The organism is Streptomyces viridosporus, assembly GCF_002078235.1.
Lineage (GTDB): Bacteria > Actinomycetota > Actinomycetes > Streptomycetales > Streptomycetaceae > Streptomyces > Streptomyces viridosporus.
On the sequence record NZ_MSGP01000092.1, the window covers coordinates 1 to 8,348 of the forward strand.

Here is an 8,348-nt window from a genome sequence, read left to right on the forward strand (position 1 = left end):
GTGGGAATAGGGGGCGAGGGGGAGCCGTTCACGGGTATAGTTGAAGCGTAAACAACCTGGAGGATGAGCGGCCATGCAGTTCGGGATCTTCACCGTCGGGGACGTCACCCCCGACCCGACCACGGGGCGTACGCCGACCGAGCGCGAGCGCATCAAGGCCATGGTCGCCATCGCCCTGAAGGCCGAAGAGGTGGGCCTGGACGTCTTCGCGACCGGGGAGCACCACAACCCGCCGTTCGTGCCGTCCTCGCCGACCACCATGCTCGGCTACATCGCGGCCCGCACCGAGCGGCTGATCCTCTCCACCTCCACCACGCTGATCACCACCAACGACCCGGTGAAGATCGCCGAGGACTACGCGATGCTCCAGCACCTGGCCGACGGCCGGGTCGACCTGATGATGGGACGCGGCAACACCGGACCGGTGTACCCCTGGTTCGGGCAGGACATCCGGCAGGGCATCAACCTCGCCGTCGAGAACTACGCCCTGCTGCACCGGCTGTGGCGCGAGGACGTCGTCGACTGGGAGGGGAAGTTCCGCACCCCGCTGCAGGGCTTCACCTCCACGCCCCGCCCGCTGGACGGCGTACCGCCGTTCGTCTGGCACGGCTCGATCCGCTCGCCGCAGATCGCCGAGCAGGCCGCGTACTACGGCGACGGCTTCTTCCACAACAACATCTTCTGGCCGGCCCACCACACCAAGCAGATGGTCGAGCTGTACCGGAACCGGTACGCCCACTACGGGCACGGCACGCCCGAGCAGGCCATCGTCGGTCTCGGCGGGCAGGTGTTCATGCGGAAGAACTCGCAGGACGCCGTGCGCGAGTTCCGGCCGTACTTCGACGTCGCGCCGGTCTACGGGCACGGGCCCTCGCTGGAGGAGTTCACCGAGCAGACCCCGCTGACCGTGGGGTCCCCGCAGCAGGTGATCGAGAAGACGCTGTCCTTCCGCGAGTACGCCGGCGACTACCAGCGCCAGCTGTTCCTGATGGACCACGCCGGTCTGCCGCTGAAGACCGTGCTGGAGCAGCTCGACCTGCTGGGCGAGGAGGTCGTGCCGGTGCTGCGCGAGGAGTTCGCCAAGGGCCGGCCGGCCGAGGTGCCGGACGCGCCCACCCACGGTTCGCTGCTGGCCGGCGCGAAGGAAGCCGCCGCCCAGAAGAAGGAAGAGGAAGGGGCCCGGGCATGAAGCTCGTCGTCGTATCGGCGGGACTGAGCGTGCCGTCGTCCACCCGGCTGCTCGGCGACCGACTGGCCGCCGCGGCCGCCGGACCGACCTCGGCCGAGGTGCGGGTGATCGAGCTGCGCGACCTCGCCGTGGCGATCGCGCACAACTTCACCAGCGGTTTCCCGGAGCGGGCACTGGCCGACGCGTTCGACGCGGTGGCGGCGGCCGACGGACTGATCGTGGTCACGCCGGTGTTCTCGGCGTCGTACAGCGGACTGTTCAAGTCGTTCTTCGACACGCTGAGCGTCCACGACGAGGAGGCCCTCGCCGGGAAGCCGGTGCTGATCGCCGCCACCGGCGGCACCGCCCGGCACTCGCTCGTCCTGGACCACGCGCTGCGTCCGCTCTTCGCCCACCTCAAGGCCGTCGTCGTCCCGACCGGCGTGTACGCCGCCTCCGAGGACTGGGGCGCCGAGGGCCTGGACGGGCGCATCACGCGGGCGGCCGGCGAGCTGGCCGCGCTGATGGGAGCGTCGTCCGCCGCCCGGCCGACGGGCGGGGACACGGCCGGGGAGGACACGGCCGGGGGACTGACGGTGGTGCCGTTCGAGGAGCAGCTGGCCGCGCTGCGGCCCACCGGGTGAGACCCGGGTAAGAAGCGGGCCCCGGCGTCCTCCGCCGGGGCCGGGGGACGGGAACGGTTGGCACACTGGGCCCGTGCCGCACACCGTTCTGCTCGCCGAAGACGACCGCGCCATCCGCAACGCCCTGGAACGCGCCCTGACCCTGGAGGGCTACCGGGTCACGGCGGTCGCCGACGGCGTCGAGGCCCTGGCCCAGGTCCACCGCAGCCGGCCCGACGTGCTGGTGCTGGACGTGATGATGCCCGGCATCGACGGACTCCAGGTGTGCCGGGTGCTGCGCGCCGAGGGCGACCGCACGCCCGTGCTGATGCTGACGGCGCTGGTGGAGACCGCCGACCGGATCGCGGGACTGGACGCGGGCGCCGACGACTACGTGGTCAAGCCGTTCGACGTCGAGGAGGTCTTCGCCCGGCTGCGCGCCCTGCTGCGCCGGGCCCGGCCCGACCCGGAGAACGGCGGCCGGACCCCCGCCGCCGGGCCGCCGGAGCCGGCGGCCCCCGGGCGCGTCGTCGAGGCGGCCGGGGTGCGCATGGACCCGCAGGCCCGCCGGGCCTGGCGGGGCGGACGGGAGCTGGAGCTGACCCGCACCGAGTTCGAGCTGCTGGAACTGCTGATCCGCAACGCGGGCGTGGTCCTGGACCACGCCACCATCTACGACCGCATCTGGGGCTACGACTTCGGCCCCGGCTCCAAGAACCTCGCCGTCTACGTCGGCTACCTGCGCCGCAAGCTCGACGAGCCGCAGCTGATCCACACGGTGCGCGGGGTGGGTTACGTGCTGCGGGAGGACTGACGTGCCCGCGGGCGCGGGAGGCACCCCGGGCGCTGTGGGCACCCCGGGCGCTGTGGGCACCCCTGGCGCTGTGGGCGCCCCGGGCCGTGCGCGCCGGCCGACGGCCGCCCGGCGGGGGCTGCTGTCGCTGGGCACCACCTTCGCGGTGGCGTTCGCGGTGATCACCGCCACGGTGACCGTCCTGGTCGGCATCCTCTCCTACAACGCGGCCGCCCGGCTGGTGCGGGTGGACCAGCAGTCCGTGTTCGACGAGGTCGTGCAGGACCTGCGCGGCGAGGTGCGGGAGAACCGGATGACACCGGTCGACTTCTCCTCCACCGCCCCCGGCCACGACCTGGTGCGGCCCGCCCGGACCGACGTGCAGGTGCTCGGGCCGGACGGCAGCGTCTTCGACCCGGGCAGCCCGGGGCTGCCGGTGGTCGCCGCCGACCGCCGGATCGCGGGTGCCGCCCCGGCCGGCGAGGTGGTGGTGCACGCGGAGGTCGACGTCGGGAACGACATCTACCGGGTCGCGACCGTCTCCCTGGGCGGCAGCCGGGGCGCGGTGCAGGTCGCGCAGGAGTTCAGCGACACGGAGGACCTGCTGCGGACCCTCCAGCGGCGCACCCTGGTCCTGATGGCGGCGGTGGTGGTCGCCGCCGGGCTGTTCGGCTGGTGGCTGGCCCGGCGCATCACCCGTCGGCTCGTCGTCCTCACCCGGGCCGCCGAGGTCGTCGCCCGCACCCGCCGGCTCGGCATCCAGGTGCCCGTCGCCGGCCACGACGAGGTGGGCCGCCTCGGCCGCGCCTTCGACCGGATGCTGGGCCGGCTCGCCCAGTCCGAGGAGGACCAGCGCCGGCTGGTCCAGGACGCCGGGCACGAGCTGCGCACCCCGCTCACCTCGCTGCGCACCAACATCTCCCTGCTGCGCCGCATCGACGAACTGCCGCCCGGCACCCGGGAGGAACTCGTCGCCGACCTCACCCAGGAGGCCCGCGAGCTGACCGACCTGGTCAACGAGCTCGTCGACCTCGCGGCCGGCCAGTCCGACACCGAGCCGCCGCAGCGGGTCGACCTCGCCGACATCGCCGAGGACGTGGCGGGACTGGCCCGGCGCCGCAGCGGGCGGAAGGTCGTGGTCCGGGCGAGCGGCGACACCACCACCGACGGGCGGCCCGGGATGCTCACGCGGGCGCTGTCCAACCTGGTCGAGAACGCCGTCAAGTTCGACCGGGACGGCAGGTCGCCCGTGGAGATCCACGTCGCCGGCCCCGCCCGGCCGGGCACGGTGCGGGTGGAGGTGCGCGACCGGGGGCCCGGGATCGCCGACGACGACCTGATCCGGGTCTTCGACCGCTTCTACCGCGCCGCCGACGCCCGCTCCCTCCCCGGGTCGGGCCTCGGCCTGTCCATCGTCCGCGAGGTGTCCCTCGCGCACGGAGGAGCACCGTACGCCTTCCGCCGGGAGGGCGGCGGGACGGTGATCGGGTTCACGGTGGGCGGCGGCGCGCCGGACCGGACGGACGCCCCGCGCTGAGAGCGGGCGACCCCGCCCCGGGGTGGGGCCGTCACCGCATGGGGGTGGAGCGGGGTGAGCATGTATGCGTTCGGGGCCGCGTACGTCGCCGCCCCGCGGGACGAGGGGAGGGACGGCGGCATGCCGACGGACGAGGAGGCCGCCGCGCTGGCGGCGATCGACGAGGCGGCTCTGGGGCGCACCCTGCTGGAGCTGATCGCGGTGCCGAGCGTGACCGGGAGCGCCGCCGAGTCGGAGCTCCAGCACCTGCTGGCCGGGCGGCTGGAGCGGCTCGGCCTGGAGACCGACCTGTGGTCGATGGACCTGCCCGCACTGCGCGCGCACCCGGACTTCCCGGGCACGGAGGCGCCCCGCGAGGAGGCATGGGGCCTGGTCGGCACCACCCCCGACGGTGGCGACGGGCCGACCCTGATCCTCCAGGGCCACGTCGACGTCGTACCGCCCGGGGACCCCGCGGCCTGGGACGGCGACCCGTTCGTGCCCCGGGTGACCGGGGACCTCGTGCACGGGCGCGGGGCCTGCGACATGAAGGCCGGCCTCGCGGCGCAGCTCGCCGCGCTCGCCGCGATACGGGCGGCCGGGACACGGCTGCGCGGCCGGGTGGCCGTGCACTGCGTCGTCGGCGAGGAGGACGGCGGCCTCGGCGCGTTCGGCACCCTGCGGCGCGGCCACCGCGGCGACGCCTGCGTCATCGCCGAACCCACCGCCGCCACGCTGATCACCGCCAACGCGGGCGCGCTGACGTTCCGCATCACCGTGCCCGGCAAGGCGGCGCACGGCAGCTCACGGGAGCTGGGGGTGAGCGCCGTCGACGCCTATCTGCCCCTGCACCGGGCGCTGGCCGCCCTGGAGGCCGAGCGCAACCGCGACCCGTCCGCGCTGCTGGCCGAGTACCCGATCCCGTACGGCCTGTCGGTGGGCACGGTGCGCGCCGGGGACTGGGCGAGCAGCGTGCCCGACCTGCTGGTCGCCGAGGGCCGGCTCGGCGTACGGCTCGGCGAGGACCCGGCCGACGCGCGCGCCGAGCTGGAGCGGTGCGTGGCCGAGACCTGCGCCGCCGACCCCTGGCTGCGGGACCACCCGGCCACCGTGAGCTGGCCGGGCGGGCAGTTCGCGAGCGGCCGGCTGCCCGAGGGGCACCCCCTCGCGGACGTGGTCGGGGCCGCGCACGCCGACGCGACGGGCGGCCCGCGACCGCGGGAGCGCGGGGCGACGTACGGCAGCGACCTGCGCCTCTACACCGGCGCCGGTGTCCCGACGCTGCAGTACGGCCCGGGGGACATCGCGGTGGCGCACAGCGAGCGGGAACACGTGTCGCTGCGCGAGACGACGACGGTGGCACGGGCGCTGGTGCTCACGGTGCTGCGGACGGTGGGGACGAAGTGAGGCGGCCGGCGGACGGGGAGGGGAGGCGGCCGACGGGAGGGGAGTAGAGCAGGGAGCGGCGGGCGGGAGGCGAGGGGAGCGGCGCACCGCTCACCCGTCCCCCGCGGCCCCTGTGCGAAACTCGACCGGTGATCGTCGAACGCGCGTACGCACACGGGGGTCCGTACGACGTGGGGGAGTGGCCCTGGTCGCTCCCCTGTGTTCGTGAACTCCTGCGTGACGGACTGCGGTTCACCGCGCCGGTGACCTTCGTCGTCGGCGAGAACGGCTCGGGGAAGTCGACCCTCGTCGAGGCCCTGGCGGAGGGCTTCGGACTGGACCCCTGGGGCGGCTCGCACGAGTGGCGCCACGCGAGCCACCGGGCCACGTCCCTCCTGGGCGAACGCATCCGCTTCGACGCGGCTCCGCGCGGCCGCCGCATGCTCGGCTCCTGGTCCGCCCGCCAGGGCTTCTTCCTGCGCGCCGAGACGGCACTGGACGCGCTCGACCGGGAGGGGCTCGCGCCCGACGCCCGCAGTCACGGCGAGGGCTTCCTCGCCGCGTTCCGGGACAAGTTCCTGCGCCCCGGCCTCTACGTCCTGGACGAGCCGGAGGCGGCCCTGTCCTTCTCCTCCTGCCTCGAACTGATCGGTCACCTCGACCGGTTGACCCGCGAGGGCGCGCAGGTCGTCTGCGCCACCCACTCCCCGCTGCTGACCGCGCTGCCCGGCGCGGACATCGTCGAGGTCGGCGACCACGGCATGCGCAGGACCACCTGGCGGGACCTGGCCCTGGTCGACCACTGGCGCCGCTACCTCGCCGACCCGCGAGCGTATCTGCGGCACGTACTGGAATGACCCCCGCGCTTTTCGTTATCCGGCCCCGGGCGGCGGCTCTCCTGCTGTGACGGGGCAGAACGGTCCGGGACCGAGAAGGAGTGTGGACGAGCGTGGCAGCGAGCAGCGAACCCGGCAGGGAGACGGTCGAGGCGGCACGGCGTGGGGACATGCGGGCCCAGGACGAACTCGTCTCCGCCTACCTCCCGTTGGTCTACAACATCGTGGGCCGGGCCCTGAACGGCCACCCCGACGTGGACGACGTGGTGCAGGAGACCATGCTCCGCGCCCTCGGCGCGCTCGGTTCGCTGAACGACCCCGCCCGCTTCCGGTCCTGGCTGGTCGCCATCACCATGAACCAGCTCCGCCACCACTGGCGCAGTGAGCGGGGCGACCGGTTGGTGCCGGTCCCCTCGGGCCTGCACGACGCGTACGACGTCGCCGACCCGGGCGCCGACTTCGTGGACCTGACGATCGTGCGGCTCGGGCTGGAGGGCCAACGGCGCGAGGCCGCCGAGGCCACCCGCTGGCTGGACCCCGACGACCAGGCGCTGCTGTCGCTGTGGTGGCTGGAGGCGGCGGGCGAGCTGACACGGGCGGAGGTGGCGACCGCGCTGGAGCTGTCGCCGCAGCACACGGCGGTGCGCGTGCAGCGGATGAAGGCGCAACTGGAGACGGCCCGGCTGGTGGTGCGGGCGCTGTCCGCGCAGCCGCGCTGCGTGCTGCTGGACGACGTGGTCGCGGCCTGGGACGGTGCTCCCTCGGCCCTGTGGCGCAAGCGCATCGCGCGTCACGCCCGGGACTGCACGGTCTGCGCGGGCTTCCAGTCGGGGCTGGTGCCGGCGGAGGGCCTGCTGGTCGGACTGGGGCTGGTGCCGGTGGGGGCCGGCCTGCTCGGCGCGGCCGGCCTGTTCAGCGGCCTCGGCGCCGGGACGGCGGACGCGGCGCCGCTGTCCTCCACCGGGACCTCCGCCGAGAGCGCGACGGCACCGGGGGACCTGCCGGCGGAGCCGGGAACGGCGACGACGTACGGGGAGTCGGCCCCGGCGGCGGCGTACGGGGAGTCGGCCCCGGCGGCGGCGTACGGGGAGTCGGGTCCGGCGGCGGCGTACGGGGAGTCGGGCCCGGCGTCCGTCGACCCCCCGACCGAGGCCCTCGGGACGGTGGCGGTGGACGGGGCCCGTACGAGCCGCGCGAGCCGTCGCGCGCAGAGCCGTGCGCAGAAGCGGCGGGGCAGGAACATCGCGGCCGTGGCCGCGGCGCTGCTGGTCACCGGCGGCACGATATCCGGGATAACCCTCCTGACACCGGACGACGGAGGGGACAGGACCCGGGCGGCCGCCACGGTCCGCCCCGAGCCCACCGCCTCCACGCCCTCGTCACCGACCCCCTCCGACGCGGCCTCCGCCTCTGCCTCCGCCTCCGCCTCCTCCTCACCCTCGGCCTCCGCCTCGGCCGAGCCGTCGCGGGAGCCGAGCGCCTCGGCCACACCGAGTCCCGGCAGGACCCGCACGACCTCCGCCGCCGCACGCCCCGCCCAGCCCGAGAAGACGCCGGCGCGCCCGGCGGCGCCGCCCACCGCGCCCGCGGCCGCTCCGGGCGGCACCCCGGCCGCCCAGGTCCTGGCCCTCACCAACACCGAGCGGGCCGAGGCGGGTTGCGGACCCGTGACGTTCGACGACCGCCTGGCCAGAGCGGCCCAGCTGCACAGCGAGGACATGTCCGCCAACGACTACTTCTCCCACACCGGGCAGAACGGCAGCAGCTTCGTCGACCGGGCCAAGGCCCAGGGACACCCGAGCCCGGGCGCCGAGAACATAGCCCGCGGCCANNCCGAACACCCTCCCGGGTCGCCGTGCCGGGACCTCCGACCGCCCCGACCGCCCGGTTCGGTCCGGTTCGGCAGCGGCCCCGCGGGGCCGGTGAGGACCGACGACGCCGTGCCGGACGGGCCGCCGAGGGGCTCTCACGGCCGGGCGAAGCCCCTGCCCCGACACGGCCTCCACCCCGACACGGCCTCCGCCCC

At 75.0% G+C, this 8,348-nt stretch carries 7 protein-coding genes; all 7 read left to right on the forward strand.

All coding sequences use genetic code 11. From position 1 onward, the window contains the following. The first annotated feature begins 73 nt into the window (after positions 1-73). Positions 74-1,189 carry an LLM class flavin-dependent oxidoreductase gene (locus tag B7L92_RS06570; RefSeq protein WP_081236523.1) on the forward strand — a complete coding sequence of 372 codons (1,116 nt, stop codon included), beginning with the start codon at positions 74-76 and terminating at the stop codon, positions 1,187-1,189. Then, positions 1,186-1,812, forward strand: a complete 627-nt coding sequence (locus tag B7L92_RS06575) for a CE1759 family FMN reductase (RefSeq protein WP_081236524.1) — start codon at positions 1,186-1,188, stop codon at positions 1,810-1,812. The genes B7L92_RS06570 and B7L92_RS06575 overlap by 4 nt, the downstream gene beginning before the upstream one ends. Positions 1,813-1,885: 73 nt before the next feature. Then, positions 1,886-2,605: a response regulator transcription factor gene (locus B7L92_RS06580; protein ID WP_081236525.1), complete on the forward strand. Its 720-nt coding sequence runs from the start codon at positions 1,886-1,888 to the stop codon at positions 2,603-2,605. A 52-nt stretch (positions 2,606-2,657) separates the two neighbouring features. After that, positions 2,658-4,121, forward strand: coding sequence for a sensor histidine kinase (locus B7L92_RS06585; RefSeq protein WP_438363971.1), 1,464 nt, complete (start codon positions 2,658-2,660; stop codon positions 4,119-4,121). Positions 4,122-4,241: 120 nt separating this feature from the next. Then, complete coding sequence (locus B7L92_RS06590) at positions 4,242-5,507, forward strand: ArgE/DapE family deacylase (protein ID WP_081236529.1); 1,266 nt, start codon at positions 4,242-4,244, stop codon at positions 5,505-5,507. A 128-nt stretch (positions 5,508-5,635) separates the two neighbouring features. After that, on the forward strand, positions 5,636-6,343 hold the full coding sequence (locus B7L92_RS06595) for an AAA family ATPase (protein ID WP_081236527.1): 708 nt from the start codon (positions 5,636-5,638) through the stop codon (positions 6,341-6,343). A gap of 149 nt (positions 6,344-6,492) precedes the next feature. Further along, positions 6,493-8,348, forward strand: a 1,856-nt coding sequence (locus B7L92_RS06600; RefSeq protein WP_081236528.1) for a sigma-70 family RNA polymerase sigma factor, incomplete at its 3' end; no start/stop codon positions are given.